The 20,934-nt window shown below is 62.0% G+C and carries 16 protein-coding genes, 1 tRNA gene and 1 pseudogene; 8 read left to right on the top strand and 10 right to left on the bottom strand.

Annotated elements, in window-relative coordinates; translation table 11 throughout:
• Positions 1-32: 32 nt before the first annotated feature.
• The 4 genes from BUE39_RS12920 to BUE39_RS12905 form a co-directional block, all read right to left on the bottom strand.
• Positions 33-1,580: a DEAD/DEAH box helicase gene (locus tag BUE39_RS12920; protein ID WP_073429065.1), complete on the bottom strand. Its 1,548-nt coding sequence runs from the start codon at positions 1,578-1,580 to the stop codon at positions 33-35.
• A gap of 211 nt (positions 1,581-1,791) precedes the next feature.
• Positions 1,792-2,412 carry a PAQR family membrane homeostasis protein TrhA gene (gene trhA, locus BUE39_RS12915; protein WP_073429064.1) on the bottom strand — a complete coding sequence of 207 codons (621 nt, stop codon included), beginning with the start codon at positions 2,410-2,412 and terminating at the stop codon, positions 1,792-1,794.
• Positions 2,413-2,534: 122 nt separating this feature from the next.
• The gene (locus BUE39_RS12910; protein WP_073429063.1) at positions 2,535-3,833 is read right to left on the bottom strand and encodes a c-type cytochrome; all 1,299 of its coding nucleotides are present in this window, start codon (positions 3,831-3,833) and stop codon (positions 2,535-2,537) included.
• Positions 3,834-3,854: 21 nt separating this feature from the next.
• Entirely contained in the window at positions 3,855-4,586 is a 732-nt protein-coding gene (locus BUE39_RS12905) for a c-type cytochrome (protein ID WP_073429062.1), read from the bottom strand.
• Positions 4,587-4,955: 369 nt separating this feature from the next.
• Here BUE39_RS12905 and copC point away from each other — a divergent pair, with 369 nt between their 5' ends.
• Positions 4,956-5,333, top strand: coding sequence for a copper homeostasis periplasmic binding protein CopC (gene copC / locus BUE39_RS12900; RefSeq protein ID WP_073429061.1), 378 nt, complete (start codon positions 4,956-4,958; stop codon positions 5,331-5,333).
• Complete coding sequence (locus BUE39_RS12895; protein ID WP_073429060.1) at positions 5,330-6,259, top strand: CopD family protein; 930 nt, start codon at positions 5,330-5,332, stop codon at positions 6,257-6,259. Before copC ends, BUE39_RS12895 begins: the two co-directional genes overlap by 4 nt.
• Before the next feature lie 199 nt (positions 6,260-6,458).
• Here the strand turns inward: BUE39_RS12895 and dgoD are convergent, their stop codons facing one another.
• The gene (dgoD, locus tag BUE39_RS12890) at positions 6,459-7,607 is read right to left on the bottom strand and encodes a galactonate dehydratase (RefSeq protein WP_073429059.1); all 1,149 of its coding nucleotides are present in this window, start codon (positions 7,605-7,607) and stop codon (positions 6,459-6,461) included.
• A gap of 195 nt (positions 7,608-7,802) precedes the next feature.
• Here dgoD and BUE39_RS12885 point away from each other — a divergent pair, with 195 nt between their 5' ends.
• Positions 7,803-8,516, top strand: a complete 714-nt coding sequence (locus tag BUE39_RS12885; protein ID WP_073429058.1) for a FadR/GntR family transcriptional regulator — start codon at positions 7,803-7,805, stop codon at positions 8,514-8,516.
• A gap of 81 nt (positions 8,517-8,597) precedes the next feature.
• Here the strand turns inward: BUE39_RS12885 and BUE39_RS12880 are convergent, their stop codons facing one another.
• Together BUE39_RS12880 and BUE39_RS12875 are read right to left on the bottom strand one after the other, a co-directional pair.
• Complete coding sequence (locus BUE39_RS12880; RefSeq protein WP_073429057.1) at positions 8,598-8,948, bottom strand: hypothetical protein; 351 nt, start codon at positions 8,946-8,948, stop codon at positions 8,598-8,600.
• Between the two features lie 349 nt (positions 8,949-9,297).
• Positions 9,298-9,756, bottom strand: coding sequence for a hypothetical protein (locus BUE39_RS12875; RefSeq protein WP_073429056.1), 459 nt, complete (start codon positions 9,754-9,756; stop codon positions 9,298-9,300).
• A 383-nt stretch (positions 9,757-10,139) separates the two neighbouring features.
• Here BUE39_RS12875 and BUE39_RS12870 point away from each other — a divergent pair, with 383 nt between their 5' ends.
• From BUE39_RS12870 to BUE39_RS12850, 5 genes and pseudogenes are all read left to right on the top strand, one after another.
• A complete protein-coding gene (locus tag BUE39_RS12870) occupies positions 10,140-12,974 on the top strand; it encodes a type VI secretion system Vgr family protein (protein ID WP_073429055.1) in 2,835 nt (944 codons plus the stop codon).
• The gene (locus tag BUE39_RS12865; RefSeq protein ID WP_073429054.1) at positions 12,971-14,485 is read left to right on the top strand and encodes a hypothetical protein; all 1,515 of its coding nucleotides are present in this window, start codon (positions 12,971-12,973) and stop codon (positions 14,483-14,485) included. The genes BUE39_RS12870 and BUE39_RS12865 overlap by 4 nt, the downstream gene beginning before the upstream one ends.
• 12 nt (positions 14,486-14,497) lie before the next feature.
• Positions 14,498-15,505 carry a PoNe immunity protein domain-containing protein gene (locus BUE39_RS12860; RefSeq protein WP_073429053.1) on the top strand — a complete coding sequence of 336 codons (1,008 nt, stop codon included), beginning with the start codon at positions 14,498-14,500 and terminating at the stop codon, positions 15,503-15,505.
• A 225-nt stretch (positions 15,506-15,730) separates the two neighbouring features.
• Positions 15,731-15,988, top strand: a pseudogene (locus BUE39_RS35425) (hypothetical protein); the annotation flags it as partial.
• A 332-nt stretch (positions 15,989-16,320) separates the two neighbouring features.
• Positions 16,321-16,659: a hypothetical protein gene (locus BUE39_RS12850; RefSeq protein ID WP_073429052.1), complete on the top strand. Its 339-nt coding sequence runs from the start codon at positions 16,321-16,323 to the stop codon at positions 16,657-16,659.
• A gap of 687 nt (positions 16,660-17,346) precedes the next feature.
• Here BUE39_RS12850 and BUE39_RS12840 read toward each other — a convergent pair.
• From BUE39_RS12840 to BUE39_RS12830, 3 genes are all read right to left on the bottom strand, one after another.
• A tRNA-Met gene (locus tag BUE39_RS12840) sits at positions 17,347-17,423 on the bottom strand.
• Between the two features lie 86 nt (positions 17,424-17,509).
• The gene (locus tag BUE39_RS12835; RefSeq protein ID WP_073429051.1) at positions 17,510-19,168 is read right to left on the bottom strand and encodes an MFS transporter; all 1,659 of its coding nucleotides are present in this window, start codon (positions 19,166-19,168) and stop codon (positions 17,510-17,512) included.
• A 227-nt stretch (positions 19,169-19,395) separates the two neighbouring features.
• Positions 19,396-20,934 carry a sensor histidine kinase gene (locus BUE39_RS12830; RefSeq protein WP_073429050.1) on the bottom strand — a complete coding sequence of 513 codons (1,539 nt, stop codon included), beginning with the start codon at positions 20,932-20,934 and terminating at the stop codon, positions 19,396-19,398.

Below are 20,934 nucleotides of genomic sequence, written 5' to 3'. Positions count from 1 at the left end.
AAATCAGGACGACGGCTGGCGAGCCTTGAAGTTTACCGGCCGCGCTGGCCGCTGCGTGTCGGCTGGCCGCCGCGCGGCGCGTCGTTGCGCTGCTTGGTGCCGCCGAGCAAAGCGCCGGGGTTGCCGCCTTGCGGTTTATTGGCCTGCGGCTTGCGCGGCGCATGCTGCGCGCCGTTGCCTTCATGCGCGACAGCGCGCGGCCGGTCGTCTTGACGCTGACCGTCGCGGCGCGGCTGGCCGCCGTTGCCGGCCGGCTTTGCGCCTTGCGGCCTCGGTTGCTGCTGACCGTTCGCCGGGCGCTGACCCGAGCGCTGCGCCGGTTTCGCGGACGAAGCGCCATCGCGCTTCGGCGCACCTTGGCCCTGGCGCGGCGAACGTCCGCCGCCACCGCCACCGCCTTGACCGCGGCGCAGGATCGGCTCCGGCTTCGCAGTCGGATCCGGTTCGAAACCGGCGATCACTTCCTGGGGCACCGCGCGCTTGATCAGCTTCTCGATGTCCTTCAGCAATTGCAGTTCGTCGACGCACACCAGCGAAATCGCTTCGCCCGTCGCGCCGGCGCGACCCGTGCGGCCGATGCGGTGCACGTAGTCTTCCGGCACGTTCGGCAAATCGTAGTTGACCACGTGCGGCAACTGGTCGATATCGATGCCGCGTGCGGCGATGTCGGTGGCGACCAGCACCTGCAGCGTGCCGTCCTTGAACTCGGCGAGCGCGCGCGTACGAGCCGACTGGCTCTTGTTGCCGTGAATCGCCAGCGCACTGATGCCGTCTTTCGTGAGCTGCTCGGCGAGGCGGTTCGCGCCGTGCTTGGTGCGCGTGAACACCAGCACCTGGAACCAGTTGTGTTGCTTGATCAGGTGCGTGAGCAGTTCGCGCTTCTTGTCGCGATCCACCGGGTGAATCTTTTGTGCGACCGTCTCGGCGGTCGTATTGCGGCGTGCGACTTCGATCAGCGCCGGCGAGTCGAGCAGGTTGTCGGCGAGCGTTTTGATCTCGTCGGAGAACGTGGCCGAGAACAGCAGGTTCTGACGCTTGGGCGGCAACTTCGCGAGCACGCGCTTGATATCGTGGATGAAGCCCATATCGAGCATGCGGTCGGCCTCGTCGAGCACGAGAATCTCGAGATGCGACAGGTCGATGGTTTTCTGCTGCATGTGGTCGAGCAGACGGCCCGGCGTGGCCACGACGATATCGACGCCGCTCCTCAACGCGCCGATCTGCGGATTGATGCCGACGCCGCCGAACATCACGGTCGACTTCAGCTTCAGGTACTTGCCGTAAGCGCGCACGCTTTCTTCGACCTGGGCCGCAAGCTCGCGCGTGGGCGTGAGGATCAGCGCGCGCACCGCGCGCTTGCCCGAAGCCGTGGCGACTCCCGGCATGGTGTTCAGGCGCTGCAGGATCGGCAGCGTGAAGCCGGCGGTCTTGCCGGTGCCGGTCTGCGCGCCGGCCAGCAGATCGCCGCCGTTGAGTACGGCGGGAATCGCTTGTGTCTGGATCGGAGTCGGCGTGGTGTAGCCGAGTTCGTGTACAGCGCGGACCAAGGGTTCGGACAAGCCGAGGGAATCAAAAGACATAAAAACTCTTTGCAATGCAGTGTCGCGAACGGCACAACGGGGCCCAAGTGGGCAAAACGCGGCATGAATACGCCTTCGTGGCGTATTCGAGGCCAGAGCCCAGTTCCGGTCGCGGAGAAATCGGCGGCACGCGGGAACGCGTGCCGAATGCTTCAACGCGCTATGCAGACACGTTGACTGGCCTTAAGTTGCATTTCGCCGCCGTGGCGTGTCACGCGACGTAGCGCGCGACACTGACGAATTGACACAGACTGCCCGCCAGTACGAACAGGTGCCAGATACCATGTCCGTGCCGGATGCGCTCGTCGTTGATGAAGAAGTAGATGCCGGCGCTGTAAATGACTCCGCCGGCCACGAGCCAGGCGGTACCCGCGGTCGGTAAAGCCGTGACCAGCGGACGGATGGCAACGAGCGCGAGCCATCCCATCAATACATACAGCACCATCGAAACGCTGCGGGTGCGACGCCCGAGCGTCAGTTCCTGCACGATGCCGAGGGCGGCAAGCCCCCAGCTTACGCCGAACAGCGACCAGCCCCACGGCCCACGCAACGTGACAAGCGTGAACGGAGTGTAACTGCCGGCGATCAGCAAATAGATCGCCGAGTGGTCGCATTTCTGCAAGACAGCTTTCACGCGCGGGTTGCGCACGCTGTGGTACAGCGTCGAGATAGCATACAGCACGAACAGCATCGCACCGTACACGCTGAAGCTCACCACCTTGTACGCGTCGCCCGCGAGCGCGCCCATCGTCACGAGCGTAGCCAGCCCCGCCACCGACAGCACGGCGCCGACGAGGTGGGTAATGCTGTTGAAACGCTCACCGACATGCACGGCTCTTTCCTCCTGCGCGGCGTCATCGAGGCCAATGTGGCCCACATGATACCGGTGCTGAAAAAAACGAAGGGCGCGGCCGCGAGTTTCGCCGGCCGCGCCCAGGGTGCATCTCACGCTGCTTAGTCGAGCGGCGCCGAACGCAGTTCAGCCACTTGCTGCGGCGAGACAGCCGTGCCGTGGTTGCCCCACGACATACGGATGTACGTCACGACGGCGGCCACTTCCTGATTCGACAGCGACTGCGCGAACGGCGGCATGCCGTACGGATGCGGGTTGCCTTCCGTGCTCGGCGGATAACCGCCGTTCAGCACCATGCGGATCGGGTTCACCGCCGACGACATCTGAATCGACTGGTTGTTCGCGAGCGGCGGGAAGGCCGGCGGCATGCCGAGGCCGTTCTCCGCGTGACACTTCGCGCAGTTGTCAGCGTAGATCTTCTGACCTTGCTTCAACAGTTCGCCACCGAACTTTTCCGACGTTTCGAACTGCAGCGGTTCCGGCGCTTCGCTCTTCTGCGGGATCGTCTTCAGGTACGTGGACATTGCGTTGATGTCCGCGTCCGTCATGTACTGCAGGCTGTTGTGAACCACCTCAGCCATCGGACCGAATACCGCGCCGCGGTTCGACACACCGGTTTTCAGCAGATCGGCGATGTCTTTGGTTTCCCAGTCGCCGAGGCCGGCTTCCTTGTTCGACGTCAGCGACGGTGCGTACCAGTTCTGCAGCGGGATCAGGCCGCCGGCGAACGCAGCCGAACTGACCGGACCGCCCATCGCGTTGATCGAGGTATGGCACATGCCGCAGTGGCCGAGGCCTTCGATCAGATACGCGCCGCGATTCCATTCGACCGACTTGGTCGGATCAGGCTTGTACTCGCCTTCGCGGAAGAACAGCGTACGCCAGCCGATCAGCATGTTGCGCTGATTGAACGGGAACTTCAATTCGTGCGGACGGCTCGCCACGTTGACCGGCGCGACCGAGCGCAGGTACGCGTAGATCGCATCCGAGTCGGCGCGCGTGACCTTCGTGTAGCTCGTGAACGGGAAGCCCGGATACAGCAGGCTGCCGTCTTTCGAGCGGCCCGTATGCATCGCGCGATAGAAGTCGTCCTGGGTCCACTTGCCGATGCCGTACTGGTCGTCAGGCGTGATGTTCGGCGTGAACATCGTGCCGAACGGCGTGGCCATGGGCAGGCCGCCGGCGAACGGTTTGCCGCCGCGCACCGTATGGCAGGCGATACAGTCGCCGGCGCGGGCGAGATACTCGCCCTTCTTGATCAGCGCTGCCTGGTCGGCGGGCGTTGCCGCGACGGCCGTGCCGTTATGCAGGTTGTCGCCGCCCGACCACAGGACGGGAACGAGTGCGGCAGCCGCAACGACGACGACTGCCGAGAGGGCGAACAAAGACTTGCGTTTCATGTGAGTGTCTCTCCTGGTGCCTTATTGCGGTTCGCTGCCGCAGGCAAGCGGAGTCTTCATCGAGCGGGCCGGAGCCGGCACGGGGTTTTGTGGGGCCTGTTGCGTGGAAAGCCATGCAGCGACGGCGTTCACGTCTTCATCGGTCAGGCGCGTTGCGATGGTCTGCATGCAATCAGGCGCGATGGCGTGGCGCGAACCCGAGCGCCAGGCGCCGAGCTGGGCGCTGATGTAATCGGAGTGCAGGCCGACCAGACCCGGAATAGCGGGTTCCATGCCGGTCAAGCCCTTGCCGTGGCAAGCCGCGCAAGCCGGAATCTGTTTCGATGCGTCGCCCTTCAGCACGATCTGCTGACCGCGCGCAAGCGTGGCCGCCGACACCGTCGGCTTGGCCGGTTGCGGATACGGCGGGCGTTGCTGCGAGAAGTACGTGGCGATCTGATGGAGGTAGTCGTCCGAGAGATACGTGACGAGGTAGTTCATCGGCGGGTACTTGCGGCGACCTTCGCGGAAATTCTGCAACTGGTTGTACAGGTAGTCGGCCGGCTTGCCGGCGAGACGCGGGAAATAGTCGTTATCAGTACCTTGACCATGCGTGCCGTGGCAGGCCGTGCAACCTTGCACGCGCGCTTCCATCGTATCGGGGGCCTTCGGTTGAGTCTGCGCTTTCGCAGCGCTATAGACACCCGCGGAGCCGATCAGCAGAAGGGCAAGCAACGGGCGGAAAATGCGTCTTGAAGACACGCGTAACTCCATCAAAATCGGGGACCTGACCGAACTTCGAGCGGCTCGGTGTGAAGGGCAGCCGGCGCTGCGGCGACGCAGCATTCTATCATCGAAGGCTCATGGTGACTATTTGCCACATTAGAGAAGGTTCCAGTCCTCACAGTCGTGCGACAGTTTGACGCGCAGTGTCGGATCAGGACGAATTTGACGTTGTCGCGGACCAATCCGCGCGATCGCGGACGCCGGCGTTGTACCCGGCGTCTCGCGTGATAAAGCAGGTTGAACCGAGCCGCGAGGGCGGCATCGAAGCGTACACTTGCGGGCTCGCAGTGTCCCCGTGGCTCAGACCGCGCTGGTTCCGCCTCCATCGTTTTCCTGTTTATCCGCTATCGGCCTTACATGAAGCTATCCAATTTCTCCCGCCCGAGGCTGCTTGTGTTGACGCTCGGCGCCACGGCGCTGCTTGCGACGTCCACGGCTTTCGCGCATGCGCATCTGGTGTCGAGCGAGCCCGCGGCGAACGCCGAAGTGGCCGCGCCCACACAAGTGACGATCCGCTTCACCGAGCCGCTCGAACCGGCTTTCAGCAAGATTGCGCTCGCCGACGCGAGCGGCAAGTCGGCCGCACCGGCTGCGTCCCAGGTCGACAGCCAGGATGCGAAGGTTTTGCACCTGCCGCTGCCGCAGTTGAGCGCGGGCCGCTACGCGGTGCATTGGACGGCGGTCGCCACGGACGGCCACCGTACCCAGGGCGACTTTGCGTTTACCGTCAAATGAGCATGGACGGACTCTGGATCGGGCAGGTCGCCATGGCCGCGCTCATGAACGTCGCGTTTGCGTTTGCCGTCGGGTCGGCGTTGTTCGGCGCGTGGCTCGCGAAAGATGCCCAAGCCAAGATCGCACCCGCGCGGCCAGGCTGGTTGCGCGCCCAACGGGCGATGTTGACGGCCACCGTCGTGCTGGTGCTCGCGGATCTGGGCTGGCTGCTGTATCAGGCGGCCTCGATGAGCGGTGTGGGGCTGGCTGCCGCGATCGGCGTGGTGCCGACGGTGCTCACGCAAACGCATGTCGGATATGGCTGGAGTGTTGCGTTCGCGGGTGCCCTCGTATTGCTCGGCACGGCGATGGCGAGTCATACGGGCATGCTGCGCAATGCGCTGCTGTGGCTCGCGGTGGTCGCGATCGCGGCGGGCAAGGCATCGCTCGGTCATGCGGCCGACGCCGGGCTCGCATCGGCGGCAATCGCCATGCAAACACTGCACGTGCTCGTGACGAGCGTGTGGGGCGGGCTCGCGATGGCGGGCGGGCTTTCGGTGATGCCCGCGCTCGGCACGTCGACCGCGCGCGGAATGCTGATCCGCACGGCGACGCAGATGTCGAACGTCTCGGTGGTGGCGGTCGTGCTCGTGCTGTTTTCAGGCGTATTCAATGCGGTGCGCGGGTCGGGCGGCTCGTTCGAAGCGCTCGAATTTAGCGCATGGGGTCACGTGCTGATGCTCAAGCTTGCGCTTGTCGCGCTGGCGCTCGTGCTCGGCGGGCTCAACCGCTTCGTGGCGCTGCCGCGCCTGCGTCGCACGGCCGCGACAATCGACGCGCATACCTTCGCAAACATCCTGTATCTGGAAGCGCTGGCGATCATCGGCGTGTTCGTCGCGGCGGCGGCGTTGTCGCATAGCGTGCCGGCGTTTGCCGCGCTGGGTTGAGGCCGGGCCGATCGCGACGTAAGGGCCTTTGTTGTGTAAGGCTCTGCGGAGCAGGGGCCGCGCGGCGTAACGGCCGGAAAACACGTGTTCCGACCCGTGTTGCGGCGTGTCGCGTGACGGTCGCCGCGCGTGCGTCCCGTCACCGTAACGTGCCCGCTAATACGACAACGCCGCCCGCGGGCGGCGTTGCTTCACACAATCACCATTCGGCGACGCTGCCATCTTCGTGGCGCCACACCGGGTTGCGCCAGCGGTGCCCGACCTTCGCCATCTCGCGCACCTTCTCTTCGTTCACTTCGATGCCGAGACCGGGGCCTTGCGGAATCGACACGAAACCGTCTTCGTATTTGAAGACTTCCGGATTCTTGATGTAGTCGAGCAGATCGTTGCCCTGGTTGTAGTGGATGCCGAGGCTCTGCTCCTGGATGAACGCGTTGTAGCTCACCGCGTCGATCTGCAGACAGGTGGCCAAGGCAATCGGGCCGAGCGGGCAATGCAGCGCGAGCGCGACGTCGTAGGCTTCGGCCATCGACGCGATCTTGCGGCACTCGGTAATGCCGCCCGCGTGCGACGCGTCCGGCTGGATGATGTCGACGTAGCCGCCCGCCAGAATGTGCTTGAAGTCCCAGCGGGAATACAGGCGTTCACCCAGCGCGATCGGCGTGTTGGTCTGATTGACGATGTCGCGCAACGCTTCCGCGTTTTCCGAGAGCACCGGCTCTTCGATAAAGAGCAGCTTGTACGGATCGAGTTCCTTCGCCAGCACCTTGGCCATCGGCTTATGCACGCGGCCATGGAAGTCCACGCCGATGCCGATGTTCGGCCCCACCGCCTCGCGCACCGCCGCGACGTTGTTGATCACGCCTTGCACCTTGTCGAAGGTGTCGATGATCTGCAGCTCTTCCGAGCCGTTCATCTTCACCGCCTTGAAGCCGCGTTCGACCACGGCGCGCGCGTTGTTCGCGACGTCGCTCGGACGGTCGCCGCCGATCCACGAATACACCTTGATCCTGTCGCGCACCTGGCCGCCGAGCAGCGCATGAACCGGCACGCCGTGATGCTTGCCCTTGATGTCCCACAGCGCCTGGTCGACGCCGGCAATCGCGCTCATCGTGATCGGGCCGCCGCGGTAGAAGCCCGCGCGATACATGATCTGCCAGTGGTCTTCGATCAGCAGCGGATCCTTGCCGATCAGATAGTCGGACAGTTCCTCGACGGCTGCCGCGACCGTATGCGCGCGGCCTTCGACCACCGGCTCGCCCCAGCCGACGATGCCTTCGTCGGTCTCGATCTTCAGGAAGCACCAGCGCGGCGGAACGATGAAGGTTTCGAGCTTGGTGATTTTCATGGTGTGCGTCTCCTTGCGGCTTGCGCGTCTGCTGACGATTCGGGGGATCCACATGCTACAACAAAAGCGCGCTTCAGTACTATTAATAGTACTATTTGCCACATAGTGGCGAAGCGCTGGTCGTTGCGGGCACCGGGCCGAAGCAGTGCTGGTGAGCCTCGAAGTGCCGGCTGATCTCGAACGCTCCGCCTGCCGATGTCGATAGAGCCGCAAGGCCGTTTGGAGAAACCTATTCAGCACGATCTGCATGGGCGCGTTGCCCATATGCTGGCGACCGCGATTTTGCGCGGCGACTACGCGCCCGATTCGATCCTGCCGCGCGAAGCGGAATTGATGGACACCTTCGGCGTGAGCCGCACGGTGTTGCGCGAGGCGCTGCGCACGCTGACCTCGAAAGGACTGATCGAATCGCGTCCGCGGGTCGGCACGCGCGTGCGGCCGAAGCACGCGTGGAATCTGCTCGACGTCGATGTGCTCGACTGGTACTCGCGAGTCGCCGAGCCCGTTGCGTTCGCGCTCAAATTGCAGGAGATGCGCGAGATGATCGAGCCGTATGCGGCGGCTCTCGCGGCGGCGTCGCGCACTGACGAGGCTTTCAATGCGCTCGCGGCGGCTCATGCGGCGATGGTGGCGGCGCGCAACGTCGACGAATGGGTGCGTGCCGATCTGCAATTTCATTTGAGCGTGCTGATCGCGTGCAGCAACGAATTGCTGATCCCGCTCGGCACGCTGATCGAGCGCACGCTCGAAGCGCAGTTACGCCTTAATGCCAAGCGCGCGGAGGTGTTCAATGCGTCGCTGAGTGAACATACGGCGGTGTTCGAGGCCATTCGCGATCGCGACGCCGCCGCGGCGCGCGAGGCGATGGCGGGTTTGCTCGGCGTGACGCGCGGGCGGATCGAGGCGTGAGTCTCGGCTTGCGGAAGGTTGAGCGGAGCGCGAGCGTGGGTTGAGCGCGCAACCGCTCTTGCGCCGCTCACGCTGACGCGCTTACTTTGCTTCGGAAGCAGCGGCCGCTCCCGACGGCGGCACCAGTTCGAAGCACCCTGGCGGCGGTGTCGACGGTTTCGCCTTGGCGTCCGGCTGCTGTGAGTCGATACATTTGAAGGCGCTCTGGTCGCGCTGAACGAAGATCGTATCGGCCGGACCGGCAGCGCCTTGCGCGCCGTTGACGACCGCAACGATGCGGTAGCCGTTCTGCAGCAAGGTGGGGAGTGTCATCGAACTCGGACGCCATTGGCTGTCGGACGGCGTCTGCGCGTGAGCCGTAAGCGCGCAAGCACTGCCTGCGAGCGCGATGGAAGCGGTGGCCGCGGCAAGCGCGGCAGTGCGGAACGTCATCAAGAAACCTCCTTGAAGTTGCTGTTTGGAAGGCCAAAACAGGAAAGCCGCTGAACCTTGCGGATCAGCGGCTTTTTCTTGCAACTGGTGGCGAATCAGGGACTCGCGGCAGATGGCCGGTGACCCTTGTCCGGCTTGGCTTCGCGGCTACCATCGTTCTCAAGATAGCAGCTTCGGGTAGCCGTTGCGCCTGGTTTTACAATCGGTTTCAGGGACGGCTCTAGCGCCGCCTCGATTTGATTAGGTGTCTTCGTCGGCTGTAGTGATGTCAGTTCGTCGGACTTCGCGCGCGGTGTCCGCAGCGTTTGTCCACAGCCGCGCGTGAGCGCTACGGGATCGTCCTCGCTGGTCACGGCCCCGCGTCGTGCCAAGGCGTTTTCCGGTCACTCGTTGCGAATCGCAATAGCCGCCTTTGTGCCCCGAGCATGACGCCGACAGGCGTACTCGCCAACTGCTGGTCATGGAGCGCCAGCAGCCGTTCCAGACTTGCCGCATCGTCCGGGCTAACCTGCCAGACATCGGCTGCTGTCGCTCGTGCCGCGCTGCGCTCAAGCGCCTCGGCAGCTTCGTGAAACAGTGCGTGGTCGGCGGTTCCGAAGCCGGCCTCCCGTAGGTACCAGGCCATGTACAGCACGTGTATCAGGTCGCTGAGCAGGTGTCCGTTTCCGTCGCCTGCACGCAATGCCGCGAGCGCCAGGTGATTGCGTAGCGAAACCGAACGGACGGACTCCAGCGTCGCGGGTAAAAGCGTGGCCTTTGCGGATGTCCTATTGGACGCGCAACGAATTCCCTTTCTCTTTCTATTCATTTTGTATAAACGGCAAAATTCGATTGATTCCCGTGCTGGTCCTTGAAATCCGTGTCCGCTGTTTCCGTTTTCAATTTGTGCAGCCTTTGGCTAATGCCAAACCGGAAACGAAGGCAGTATGAAGCGATAACGAGAAGCGGAGCCTTGAATTGCAATATTTAACAATCTGAAGGTGCTGATTGCATGAATACATATGTAATTTAGTGGGCGTCACGTTCGTGAAACGGTATTTCTGGAAGCTACCGATAGAGCAATGAATATTGGTTGGAATATGTAATTCACGTGCCATTCGAAGCGCGGCGCGCACGCAGTATTGTGCGATATTCGCGTTCATCATATGATTTCGGACGCTTCGAGATTTGAACTTTCCGGAGACCAGAAAGATGGGTGCGCAGGACCTTGCTGCGGCAATCAACGCGGGCATCAATCAAACCGAAAGGCTGCTGAGGCTGGACACGCCCCTTGGCGCCGACGTTCTGGTGCCTCAACGGGTTATTGGCAAGTCGCGTATCGGCCGAAACTTTGAATTTATGGTCGATGTGGTCTCATTGCGCGATTCGCTTGAACTGAAAACGCTCATTGCCCAGTCTGTCACGCTCTGGATTCAACAGACCGACAAGACTTATCTGCCTCACCACGGTTATGTGCATACCGCACGGCGGCTTGGGTCTGACGGCGGCCTTGTCGGCTACCAACTGGTTTTCTCTTCGTGGTTGCATTTGCTGCGATTCCGGAAGGACGCACGCATATTTCAGGAAAAGACCGCTGAAGACATTCTGATCGAAGTATTCAACGGCCATCCGCAGGCACAAGGCGCATTCCGCTTCGACCTGCAAACGCAGCTTCCTTCGCGCTCGTTCTGTGTCCAGTATGAAGACGACTGGAACTTCGTTCATCGCCTGATGGAGTCCGAGGGCCTGTACGGATATTTCGAGCAGGCGGCGGACGGCAAGTCGCACATGCTTGTTATCACCGATCGAGTGTTTTCGTTGCCGGCGTTATCACCGCAGAGCGTGCCGTTTTATCGGGCCGGCACAGGCGGCGAGGCGGACGCGTTGGTGCAGTGGAGCGGCACGCGCGCTCTGCAGAGTACGACGCTGACGACTCGTACGTTCGATTACAGGTCACCGCCGACCTCCGGGAACCCGAAAGGTACGAGTGTTCCCACGCTGGACAATCAGGGCAACCTGCCGCAGCAGGCCGAAGTATACGAATACACGGGCGCGTATACCTACGGTGAGCAGCAGCGTGGCGACCAGCTCTCCAAAATCCGCATGGAGGAATGGGAATCGCGGGCAAAGCGTTTTTACGGCGTCGGTGGGTTGCGGCGGGCGGATGCCGGCCGCTGGTTCGAACTGACCGACCATCCGGAACACGACCGGGATAGCGAGCAGGACCGGCAGTTCGTCGTTATCGAGACCGCGTGGTTCATCGAGAACAACTTGCCGGTGTCCAGCCAAACGCCGGATTCCCCGCATAGCCTGAAGCGGGAGCTTGAGACGAAGCGGGCCGTCAAGGCCGCGACGACGGATTCGCGTCTCGTGCCTCATGCGGACGGCAGCGAGGGATTCTTCCTGGTCGAAATCGAAGCCCAACGCCGCGCCGTGCCGTTTCACAGTCCCCTCGAACACCGTAAGCCGGCTATGTATCTGCAGACGGCAACCGTGGTCGGGCCAGCGAACGAGGAGGTTTATACCGACTCGTTGAATCGTATCAAGGTGCGAATGCACTGGGACCGCCTGAACGATGGCGATGAGAAAGCATCTTGCTGGGTGCGGGCGGCCTATTCGGACACCGGTGGCGGATATGGTGCCGTCCACATTCCGCGCATTGGCGAGGAGGTCGTGATCGACTGGGTCGGGGGCGACTGCGACCGCCCGATTGTGACAGGACGCGTGTACAACGGTGCGACCAGGCCGCAATGGCACTCGAACGGACTGCTCTCAGGCTACCGGTCGAAAGAATACCAGGGTAGCGGTTACAACGAGATGGTCATGGATGACGCGACCGGCCAGAATCGCGTCCGCCTATATTCGTCGAGCACCAACGCACACCTGCATCTGGGCTATCTCATCGAGCAGACCGGCAATACGCGGGGCGGCTATCTCGGCAGCGGCTTCGACCTGAAGTCCGACGCCTACGGCGCCATTCGGGCAGCAAAAGGGCTGTATGTCTCGACGCACCCCGGCACGGGGAGCGCGGTTCAGCAGCTTGAAGCGCGGCAGGCGCAACAGCAGTTGGTTAACGCGGAAAGCGTGCTCGAAGCATTGTCGGATGCAAGCACCACCCATCAGGCCGCGAGCCTGAAGGATGGGCGCGACGCGCTGAAGGCATTTACCGAAGCCACGCAGGACAGCGTGTCGGGCGCGACATCGGGCGGCCGGACGGCAGGCGGCGGCACCGGCAATGCGAATGCGTTCAGGCAACCTGTCATGCTGTTCGCCAGCCCGGCCGGCATCGCCCTGTCGACGCAGCAAACCGCCCACATCGCCGCCGACGAACAACTGAATATCGTGAGCGGCCAGAGCGCTCATATTGCGACCGGCAAGTCGCTTATCGCGAGCGTTGCCGAGCGCATCAGTCTTTTTGCACAGCATGCTGGGATGAAGCTCTTTGCCGCGAAGGGCAAGGTCGAGATTCGGGCCCATACCGACAATGTCGAGTTGACCGCGCAGAAGACGGTCAAGCTGTTGTCCGCGACCGAAAAAATCGAAATGGCGGCGAAGCAGGACATCCTGCTGACTTCGGGCGGCGCTTACATCCGCATCTCGGGCGGAAACATCGAAATTCACGCCCCCGGAAAGATTGACATCAAGGGTAGCCAGCATTCGTTCAATGGTCCGACGCAGGGCAATTACGACATGCCTGTGCTGCCGAAGGGGGACTTGCACAACAGGCTTGAACTGAATCTCGCCGACGATTCGCTGAAACCCGTACCGAATGCGCCGTACAAGGTGATGTTCGAAAACGGTGGGGTGATGTCCGGCAAGCTCGATGCGAATGGCTATGCAGTGCTGCACGATGTACCGCCGGGCCCCGTGAAGGCATTCTTCGGTGAGGATGCGCGTCCCTTCACCCGGGCACCGCTTCCGGCGGCAACGGAGCTTGCGCCGGACGACGTTCTGAAGGAACTCCACGCAGCGGGCCATGACGGAATCACTCACGAGAATCTCGCAAGTCTTTTTAACCGTTTCTCTGGCCGGCCGGACGTGCAATGAGCGATAACGACCAACAGGCGATCGAGGACGCGGTCGAGCAGATTGGCCTGTCGATGGCTTCGAATGCGTTTCCGCTCTTCTACGTCGCACAGAACGTGTACGACACGAGCGAGAGTGTCTGGACAGTGTGGAACAGTCGCGACAGCACCGACGAGATGGTCAAGGTCGAGGCGGGCATCGACCTCGTGTTTGCCGTGGTCGGATGGGTGCCGGTGGTCGGCGCCGGCGTGAAGCGCACGTTCCGCCTCGTCAATCACAAGTCCGACATCTACGGACCGCTGCTCTTCGATATCCTCCGGCTGGTGCTGCAGCGCGCGGGCGTTCACACGAGCCCGGAAGAACTGGTCGACAAGCTGTTCGACGCGTCGGGCCTGAAGACCGTGCTGACCGGTGCGCGTGAGCACATCGAGAAATCCTGGTTGTTCAGGGAGATGCCGGTCGCGGCGCAGGCTACGTTCAGGCAGGCGCTCGTATGGGTGGAAACCAACCTGCCGTACTGGCTGACGCAGTTCCTCGAGCGCAAGCTCCTTCATTGGAAGAAGAAGCAGCCGAACTCGTCGGCGCAGACGACGCTCGAGCGTCGCAAGGAAACTGACAAGCCGGGGAAAGTGGGGGTCGAGGCTGAAGAGGGGCATAACCGGCCATCGGCATCGTCGAGTCCGGGTGTGGTGAACGCAAAGCTCGCGGTGGCCGACATCACAAACGGAGTCACCGGCGTCCTCGGCGAGCATATTGCTGACTATTATTGCTATGAGACTCTGGGATGGGGAAAGGGATGGGAAGCGCATGACCAGGGGCTGCTTGGCAAATGGTCGCATGAGCCGGGCGCCGATGTGCCGGGGAAACTGAATGACCACGGCAAGCTGAACAAGCTGTTCGATTTGCGGCCACGAGGTCACGGTATTGACGGTGTATGGCGCGCGAACCCCGGAACGAACGAAGGAAAGCCGTTTGCTATCGTGGAGGCGAAGTCGTCGAAGGTCGACAAGCCGATGAAGGACCCGGAAGGAAAGCGGAATATGTCGCCGAAGCTTGGCCTGGCGTCACGCATCAAGGATGCAGTGCGCCCGTCTGCTGATGAACTCCTTGAACCGCCTGCGGATGACCAGCAGACCGCTGCTGTGTCGCCGCCCGCCGGCGGCAAGCCGGGCGGCGGGCGTAATCGGCCCCGGACTCAAGCTCCACCGCCGGATGTTCTCGAGGGCAAGGCGGAGCCGAAGAAAAGTACGGGAAAAATGGTTCAGATGAGCCATCAATGGATAGAAACGAACCTAAGCAAAGCGGTTCTTGAGACAGTTGCGGCCAAGATTTTGATTGAAGGTTATTCTCGACACATCCTGTATGTGCCGTTCTATTTACCGGCGGCAGTCGAGCATGAAGCTGCTCTGCTGAAGGGAGACGAACATAGCCATTCGGACCACGGGGTACCTTCGACGCATCATTACCGCGATGCGGAAGTGCAAGCTGCAGTCGAAAAAAAGCAACGCAAACTACTACGGCAATCAGTTTAAGAGACCCGATTCATGGACGATTTTGAAGCAGGAAGGCGTCAAAGATTCCTGAGCAAGCGGTATTACGACTGGTTGCTGCCGCAACTCACCGAACAGATCGAGTATTGGGCCCGACATGAAGCGCCCAGTGGCTCGACGGAAACAGAGCGCAAAGCGCTCGCGGCAAGGTACCGGGCGTCCTATGCTCATCGTCGATTTCTACTGGAGTTCACTGGCGGAAAAAGTCTGATCGCCTTGCGAGATGAATTGCCACTGCTGGTCGATACGCTTGAGTCGTACACGACGCTGAACCGCGATGCAATAAAGGACGATAGTGTCCCACCCCTGATGTTTGGGGAGATTGGCGAGTACGACAAGGCAATGCAGCTCATCAGCCTTTGCCTTCTCCTGCATCGCACCGAATTGCTCCCGCGTCTTTCGAACATGCTGGACCCGTTCTACCGTGCGCAGGACACACTTTATGAAGACCTCCTGTCATATGGCATGGATGGCCGGTACGATGTTGACAAATGGTTTCATGACCGACCCTATCGGTTACTCATTAACAGTTTCTACCGCGATTCCGAAGAGGAAAGCATTCGAGATATCGCTGCGTATCTTGAGGCCTGGTACGCAGCCATGAATGACGCGCCTTGGCACGATAGCCACCTGAAGGCTAACGAGCAGGAGGGCGGCGCCTACGTTGGCTATTGGGCCGTGGAGGCGGCTGCCGCTACTTTTCTTCTCGAACTCGACGACACGCCTTTTCGCGACCACGTCGCCTACCCGAAGGACCTCGTTGACTTCGCACGGGATTTCGATGCACGCCAACAGTCTCAGCCGACCTCGCTGGACACTGGGCCTGTGACAGTACGTACCGGTCAGATTTGCCCCGAAACCGGTATCTGGAAGGCACAAGGCCACAATGTCCCCGGCGTGCTAGTGCGCCAGGGAGAGCGTATGCCAGATGTTTTCGCCCCGGACCGGAATGGGACTCTCCGTCAACAGCCGGCACTATGGGAATTCGAGCGCAAGGCGTAAATCTCTCACGGTCAGCGGCGAGCGACATGTTCTCGGACGTTCTTCGTCAGATCCACATCCGCAAGTAGCATTCGCAATACGACGGATACGTCTACGCGACACGAACCCACCACCGGCCGACCTATCGATGGTGATGGGCTATTACACCGCCGACGCGCTGCCTGTTTATGATTTTTCGCAAGGAATTTCACCGTTTGCGATAGCTGGTTTGCGCCGCTCCCGACGGGCACCCAGGCCAATCGCTTGATGGCAATGGCAGGCGAGCGTGCGATTAGCGACAACGTGTCTGATTTTCTTCCAGAGCAGTCGCGGGTTGACGATTGGCTGACCACGAACGGCGCACGTTGGTGCGTCTTCTGTCTCACGATCGACCGGCTTCTCTGCATGTGCACAGGCCTTTCGTCGCGTCGCGCTAAAGGTGCAACAGGACCATCCGGAGCTGCTATCGTCACCGAACTGGGCAGACCTCGCGAGCTTCGTTGAGACGTACAAAGGCGGGTCGTGACTTGGCTCGAAGTCTCCAACCGCAAAGCGGCGGATGTTCTCGCATGGCGAATCTCACCAACGCGAATAGCGCGGGTCCGTACCGCCGCTGCGTGATTCCGAGCGGGGACGCGGATCACGTATGCTCGCATGAACACGACGCCGCCGCAGTCATCATCGGATGATGCACGGTCCCGGTGAGATGTAAGCCTGACTGGCAGCCGAGCCGTGTGCTGCATCACCGTCGGTTAGGACGGAAGCGGCCCACCCGCCTGTCAGTGGAAAAAAGACACGAGCCGCTCACATGGCCCGAACGGCCGAAGGAGTTCAAAGTGACAGACGATATTGGCTTAGCGAACGCTTATGGCGCAGAGGTACCGGAATCGCTGCGAATTCTCGCCGGGTATCTTGAGCGCGCACTCGATAGCGCGACAAGCATCGTGATGATGCGACACACGGTCGATGCGTGTACCGTCTATTTGGGCGACCCAGCAGGTTTGCCCGAAGACCTGAAGCAGATTGGCACGATCGCAACTTCGCTTGCAAACGACATGCTCGAGCTAACCGCCTCGGGCGGGAACCAGATTCATATCGATAGCCAAGCCTATCGCTTTGTCCGAAGCTTTACGGAAGTCGGCGATACCGCAGCCGTGGTCTTTGCTGCCGATTAGAACAGACATCGCTAGCAGTCTGCGTCTGCCACGCTGGTTAGCACGTGATTGCTGTTCCCTCGTTCTTTCGCAAGACGCCAGGGCCGCTTCGCTGCCCCAGCGTCAAGCGTCGCGTTATTGGTTGACTCGCTTTGCAAACGTTGAGATCGCATCAGCCATCGCTTTGGGCTGCGCGGGCGCCATCGCGTGTCCCGCATTCGGCAATACGACTACCGTCACGCGGTCGCCGAGCATGGACTTGAGAAGCTATGAGAACCGACGGGGCGCCACTGCGTCCGTTCTCCCCTGCAAGTCGAGAATCGGCGCGGTACCGGCGGCGAGGTGGTCGTCGACGGGCGTGCAACGCCGTCAGTCAGTCCAAACCGAAATAGTCGCCGCCGCTCGCGCTGTCGCGACGGGTCTTTGCCCAGTGTCCGCTTGAATATTTTTGGCCGTCAGCGTAGGGGCGCAAACTGTCCAGGATGACAGCGCGAAATCGAGGCACCGAAGTACCGCGCGGACGGCACACGTACAGTTTTTGCCAATTCGTCGTCCATCCGGATGTGGACCTCCCTGCGAGCCCGGTTTGTACCAGCAGGTTGTACCGGCGAGCTTATCGGCCAAACGCGCCGCGTCCTCGAATTGCCAGAAACCGTATAAAAATCAAGGACGAAAAAAAGCCCGCCGAAGCGGGCTTTTTCTTGCAACTGGTGGCGAATCAGGGACTCGAACCCCGGACCTGCGGATTATGATTCCGTCGCTCTAACCAACTGAGCTAATTCGCCGAAAGAAGCGAGATTATGGGGATAGCGCCGGAGGCTGTCAACCCCCGGCGCGCTACTTTTTCAAAGCAGCCCCGGACACCCCGTGTTCAGTCTCTCGCGTAGATGTCCGAGTCCTTGGTCTCCTTGACGAACAGAATGCCGATCACGAACGTAATGAGCGCGATCACGATCGGATACCACAACCCCGAGTAGATGTTGCCCTTCGCCGCGACGATCGCGAACGCGGTCGCCGGTAGGAAGCCCCCGAACCAGCCATTGCCGATGTGATACGGCAGCGACATCGACGTATAGCGGATGCGCGTCGGGAACATCTCGACCAGCATTGCCGCAATCGGCCCGTACACCATCGTCACGTAGATCACGAGGATCGTCAGGATCGCCACGGTCATCGGCCAGTTGATCTGCGAAGGATCGGCCTTCGGCGGATAGCCGGCCGTCTTCAGCGTCGTCGCGAGCGTCTTGTCGAACGTCTTGCCTTGCTCCTTGGCGTCGGCGGCCTTGCCGTCATACGTGTTGATCACCGTGTCGCCGACCTTGATCTGCGCGAGCGCGCCCGCCGGCGCCGCGACGTTCTCGTAGTTCAAGCCCGACTTCGAGAGCGCGCTCTTGGCGATGTCGCACGAACTCGTGAACTTCGCCGTGCCGACCGGGTTGAACTGGAACGAGCATTCGTCCGGATTCGCGATCACGACGATCGGCGATTTCAGCGTGGCGGTTTCCAGCGCCGGATTCGCATAATGCGTGAGCGCCTTGAACAACGGGAAGTACGTGCACGCGGCGATCAGCAACCCCGCCATGATGATCGGCTTGCGGCCGATGCGATCCGACAGCGAACCGAAAAACAGAAAGAACGGCGTGCCGATGAGGAGAGCGATCGCGATCAGGATGTTGGCGCTCGCGCCGTCGACCTTCAGCGTCTGCGTCAGGAAGAACAGGGTGTAGAACTGACCCGTGTACCAGACCACGGCCTGGCCGGCTGTCAGGCCGATCAGCGCGAGGATCACGACCTTCAGGTTCTTCCACTGGCCGAATGCTTCCGACAGCGGTGCCTTGGAGGTCTTGCCTTCGGCCTTGATGCGCTCGAACACCGGCGACTCATGCAGTTGCAAGCGAATCCACACCGACACGGCCAGCAGCGCGATCGACGCGATAAACGGAATGCGCCAGCCCCATACGCCGAACGCGTCCTCGCCCATCGCCGTGCGCACGCCGAGAATCACCAGCAGCGACAGGAACAGGCCGAGCGTGGCGGTGGTCTGGATCCATGCGGTGTAGAAGCCGCGGCGTCCCGCCGGCGCATGTTCTGCGACGTAAGTGGCGGCACCGCCGTATTCGCCGCCGAGCGCGAGACCCTGGAGCATGCGCATCGCGATGAAGATCACTGGCGAAGCCATGCCGATCGCCGCGTAGCCGGGCAGGAAGCCGACGAGGAACGTCGACAGACCCATGATCACGATCGTGACGAGGAACGTGTACTTGCGCCCGACCATATCGCCGAGGCGCCCGAACACGATCGCGCCGAACGGCCGCACCGCGAAACCAGCGGCAAAGCTGAGAAGCGTGAAAATGAAGGCGGCGGTCGGATTGACGCCGGAGAAAAAGCTCTTGCTGATGAAAGCCGCGAGCGAACCGGCCAGATAGAAGTCGTACCACTCGAAAATCGTACCCAGCGACGATGCGAAGATCACCCGCTTCTCTTCTCGCGTCATCGGCGTATGCGAGAGTTGCCCGCCAACGGTAGCCATGTGTCGTCTCCAATATTGATATGCACGCGGTTCGCCGGCAAGGCGTCCCCGTGGAACCGATTATTGGAATGGAAACTTACGGGCTACTGACGTGGCGGGGTGAACAGGGTTGCGTCGTTCATGCGGTGAATTTTGGCTAACGCCGTCCAATATTGGTCTAAAACACGCAAACGCGCGGCTAACGCGTCTCAATAATTGCCGCCGTCCGGTTCAGCGTTCAGGCAGCGTTAGGGTAAGTCCCGTGCCGGTTCGTGCGCTTGCAAGCTGACACGCACCAGCGTTCCGGCAAGCCGCGGCGAGGTTTGATAGACGTTGTCCTCGATCGTCAGTTCGCCGCCGTGCATGGTGGCGATCTCCCGGACGATCGCAAGCCCAAGGCCGCTGCCGTCGCCTTCGCGGCCGAGAATCCGGTAGAAGCGCTCGATCACCCGCGAGCGCTCGGCCGCCGGAATGCCCATGCCGGTGTCCTCGACTTCGAGATGGACGCGCCGCGCTGCCGCCTCATGCCGCACCCTGACGGTAATGCGTCCGCCCGCCGGGGTGTAGCGGATCGCGTTGTCGATCAGATTCGACAGCATTTCGCGCAGCATCACCGGATTGCCGTCCACTTCGACCGGTTCCTCGGGCGCTTCGTAACCGAGGTCCATCTGCTTGGCGAGCGCGGCTTGAACCCAGTCGCGCACGGCATGGCGCGCGACCTCGGTGACCTCGACGGTGGTGAAAATCTGCCCCGACATGCGGTTCTCGGCGCGCGCCAGCGCCAGCAACTGCGTGACGAGCCGCGCCGCGTGCTCGGAACTGGTGGCGATCTGTTCGAGCGAGCGATGAACTTCCGCCGAGACGTCCTGGCGCAACGCCAGTTCCGCCTGGGTGCGCAGGCCGGCCAGCGGCGTTTTCATCTGATGCGCGGCATCGGCGATGAAGCGCTTCTGCAATTCCATGTTCTGTTCGAGGCGCGTGAGCAGATCGTTGAACGACGTGACCAGCGGCTCGATCTCGGGCGGCGCGCGGCGTGCTTCCAGCGGCGACAGATCGTCGGGGCGGCGCGCGCGGATGTGGTCCTGCAGCGCATGCAGCGGCGCGAGTCCGCGCGACAGGCCGAACCACACCAGCAGGATCGCGAGCGGCAGGATCACGAACTGCGGCAGGATCACGCCCTTGATGATGTCGTTGGCGAGCTGGCTGCGTTTGTCGAGCGTTTCGGCGACCTGCACCAGCACCGGCTGCGCGCCGGGCGTCTGCGGAAACTCGACGGTCGTATAGGCGACGCGGATGTCGTTGCCGTGCAGCACGTCGTCGCGGAATTCGACGAGGCCGGGCGGCGGGCGGTCGTCCTCGTGCGGCAACGGCATGTCGCGCTCGCCGCCGACCAGTTCGCCGCGCGTGCCGAGCACCTGATAGAACAGGCTGTCGACATTGTCGGTGCGTAGAAAATCGCGCGTGGAATCGGGCAGCGACAGCTCCGCCACGCCATTCACCGGATGAATCTGGCGCGCGAGCACATAGGCGTCGGTTTCGAGCGCGCGGTCGAACGGCCCGTTGGCGATCGACTTGGCGACCAGATAGGTGACGGCGAGGCTCATCGGCCACAGCAGCAGGAGCGGCGCCAGCATCCAGTCGAGAATCTCGCCGAACAGCGAGCGCGGACGCGCCGCGGCGGCGGCTTCGGTCTCGTCGGGCGGGGCGAACGGATTGGCGTAGCGCTCGTCGCGCGCTTCGTCGAGGTCCGCCGCGTGCGCCGTGGGGCGATCTGCGCGAGCGGCCAT

Source organism: Paraburkholderia terricola (genome assembly GCF_900142195.1).
GTDB classification, from domain to species: domain Bacteria; phylum Pseudomonadota; class Gammaproteobacteria; order Burkholderiales; family Burkholderiaceae; genus Paraburkholderia; species Paraburkholderia terricola.
Note: the sequence above shows the minus strand (reverse complement) of the source record. Positions and strands in the feature narration are given on the sequence as shown.

Bases quoted from the DNA above. Each gene is read 5' to 3' on its own strand.
- BUE39_RS12870 (WP_073429055.1), top strand. From the start codon at position 10,140: ATGGGTGCGCAGGACCTTGCTGCGGCAATCAACGCGGGCATCAATCAA.
- BUE39_RS12880 (WP_073429057.1), bottom strand. From the start codon at position 8,948: ATGACGTTCCGCACTGCCGCGCTTGCCGCGGCCACCGCTTCCATCGCG.
- BUE39_RS12860 (WP_073429053.1), top strand. From the start codon at position 14,498: ATGGACGATTTTGAAGCAGGAAGGCGTCAAAGATTCCTGAGCAAGCGG.
- BUE39_RS12905 (WP_073429062.1), bottom strand. From the start codon at position 4,586: ATGGAGTTACGCGTGTCTTCAAGACGCATTTTCCGCCCGTTGCTTGCC.
- BUE39_RS12830 (WP_073429050.1), bottom strand. From the start codon at position 20,934: ATGGCCGCTCGCGCAGATCGCCCCACGGCGCACGCGGCGGACCTCGAC.
- BUE39_RS12910 (WP_073429063.1), bottom strand. From the start codon at position 3,833: ATGAAACGCAAGTCTTTGTTCGCCCTCTCGGCAGTCGTCGTCGTTGCG.
- BUE39_RS12895 (WP_073429060.1), top strand. From the start codon at position 5,330: ATGAGCATGGACGGACTCTGGATCGGGCAGGTCGCCATGGCCGCGCTC.
- BUE39_RS12885 (WP_073429058.1), top strand. From the start codon at position 7,803: ATGTCGATAGAGCCGCAAGGCCGTTTGGAGAAACCTATTCAGCACGAT.
- BUE39_RS12865 (WP_073429054.1), top strand. From the start codon at position 12,971: ATGAGCGATAACGACCAACAGGCGATCGAGGACGCGGTCGAGCAGATT.
- BUE39_RS12835 (WP_073429051.1), bottom strand. From the start codon at position 19,168: ATGGCTACCGTTGGCGGGCAACTCTCGCATACGCCGATGACGCGAGAA.
- dgoD (WP_073429059.1), bottom strand. From the start codon at position 7,607: ATGAAAATCACCAAGCTCGAAACCTTCATCGTTCCGCCGCGCTGGTGC.
- copC (WP_073429061.1), top strand. From the start codon at position 4,956: ATGAAGCTATCCAATTTCTCCCGCCCGAGGCTGCTTGTGTTGACGCTC.
- BUE39_RS12875 (WP_073429056.1), bottom strand. From the start codon at position 9,756: ATGAATAGAAAGAGAAAGGGAATTCGTTGCGCGTCCAATAGGACATCC.
- BUE39_RS12920 (WP_073429065.1), bottom strand. From the start codon at position 1,580: ATGTCTTTTGATTCCCTCGGCTTGTCCGAACCCTTGGTCCGCGCTGTA.